General features: G+C 70.5%; 3 protein-coding genes. All 3 read right to left on the bottom strand.

Going from position 1 to position 1,817, the window contains the following annotated elements; translation table 11 throughout:
* The coding region (locus tag DSP71_RS24180; RefSeq protein WP_258546520.1) for a hypothetical protein at positions 1 to 59 on the bottom strand (59 nt) is incomplete at its 3' end.
* Between the two features lie 5 nt (positions 60 to 64).
* The gene (gene nadC / locus DSP71_RS17195) at positions 65 to 916 is read right to left on the bottom strand and encodes a carboxylating nicotinate-nucleotide diphosphorylase (RefSeq protein WP_113681675.1); all 852 of its coding nucleotides are present in this window, start codon (positions 914 to 916) and stop codon (positions 65 to 67) included.
* Positions 916 to 1,817 (bottom strand): FAD-binding protein (locus DSP71_RS24185; RefSeq protein ID WP_258546514.1); only part of this gene is annotated, 902 nt, incomplete at its 5' end. The genes nadC and DSP71_RS24185, both read right to left, overlap by 1 nt.

A 1,817-nucleotide genomic window follows, 5' to 3' on the forward strand; every position in this document is an offset into this window, starting at 1 on the left:
ATCGCTTCGAGCACTTCCGGACGCACCGGTGAGGTCGCCGCGTGATCGAGGTAGAGCATGACCGTCAGTCGATCCGCAGATCCAGGCCGAGATCGAGGGCGCGGGCGGAATGCGTCAGAGCTCCGACCGAGATCACGTCGACGCCGGTGCGTGCGATCTCGCCGACCGTGTCGAGGGTGACACCGCCCGAGGCTTCGACGATGGCTCGACCGCCGATGAGGGCCACGCCCCGCTCCAGGTCGTCCAGCGAGAAGTTGTCGAGCAGCACGGTGTCCGCTCCACCGTCCAGGACGGCGTCGATCTGGTCGAGACGGTCGACCTCGACGACGACGTGGGTCGTATGGGGGAGCCGGGACAGGGCCGCGCGCAGGGCGGCCGCGAGGTCGAGGCCCGAGCGTTTCAGCACCGCGAGGTGGTTGTCCTTCGCCATCACCGCGTCGGACAGGGAGTGCCGGTGATTGCGGCCGCCGCCCGACTCGACGGCGTGACGCTCGAAGGCGCGCAGACCGGGAGTGGTCTTGCGGGTGTCGGCGATCCGCGTGTCGGTGCCGTCGACGGCCGCCACGTAGGCGGCGGTGAGCGTGGCGATGCCGCTCATCCGCTGCGTGAAGTTCAAGGCGACGCGCTCCGTGGTCAGTACGCTGCGCGCCGCACCGGATACCGAGGCGAGGACGTCTCCTGCAACGAACTCGTCACCGTCGCCGACGTGCAGATCCACCTGGACGGACGGATCGGTGAGACGGAAGGCGGCGGCGAAGACCTCGCCTCCGCTGAAGACCCCGGCTTCTCGTGCGACGAGATCGGCCGTGGCCGTGGCTTCGGCGGGCAGCAGCGTGGTGCTCGTGAGGTCGCCCCACGGAGCGTCTTCCTCCAGTGCGGCGCCGACGACGCGGTGCAGAGTGGCGGGGGTCAGCATCAGACGGTCTCCAGGATCGATGAGGGTGTGGGGGATGAAGAAGGGGCACCTGTCGCATCCGTGTCGACACGATGATGTGCTCCGACGGAAACGGTGCGCTTCAGAGCCGCCGCCGCCGTCGCCTGCGCGAGGAGCAGCAGGTTCGCATCCTCGTGCTCCGTCACGGTCGTGGGCGTGGTGGGGGCGCCGGCCCACCCCTGCAGCACGCCGAGCGCCCGGGTGAGGCCCTCGCCCGTGCGCAGCAGGCCCACTTCGTCCCACATCAGCCGCTGCAGTGCGGAGCGGGTGAACCCCGGTTCGGGGTCAGCGAGGTTCGCGTCGAGGCTCACCTCGGGAGGGGTGTGCTCCTGTTCCGGAAGAGGCCAGGGCACCGTGAGCGCTGCCGCCGCGCGAGCCCCGAAGACCGCGCCCTCGAGCAGGGAGTTCGATGCCAGCCGGTTGGCCCCGTGCACGCCAGTGCGGGCGACCTCTCCTACGGCGAAGAGCCCTGGCACCGTGGTGCGTCCGTCGAGGTCGGTGACCACGCCGCCCATCAGGTAATGCGCCGCCGGGGTCACGGGTAGGGGGCTCTTCGCCCAGTCGAAGCCACGCTCTCTCGTGACACGGTCGATGGTCGGGAAGCGGAGCGCGAGCGTGCGGGCTCCGAGCATCGTGGCGTCGAGCCTGACGGGCGCAGCCTGAGCCGCGGCACGCCGTGCGATCGCTCGCGACACCACGTCCCGCGGCGCGAGCTCACCGTCGGGGTGGCTGTCGAACACGAACCGGCGGCCACGGTCGTCCACCAGAACCGCGCCCTCACCGCGCACCGCCTCGGAGATCAGGAACGCCGGGCCGGAGGCGAGGACGGTGGGATGGAACTGGACGAATTCCAGATCGGCGACCGCTGCACCTGCGCGAAGCG

It is taken from the genome of Microbacterium sp. H6 (genome assembly GCF_003314775.1).
GTDB lineage: Bacteria > Actinomycetota > Actinomycetes > Actinomycetales > Microbacteriaceae > Microbacterium > Microbacterium oxydans.

Excerpts from the sequence above, each read along its gene's own strand:
- nadC (WP_113681675.1), bottom strand. The coding sequence starts at position 916 with ATGCTGACCCCCGCCACTCTGCACCGCGTCGTCGGCGCCGCACTGGAG.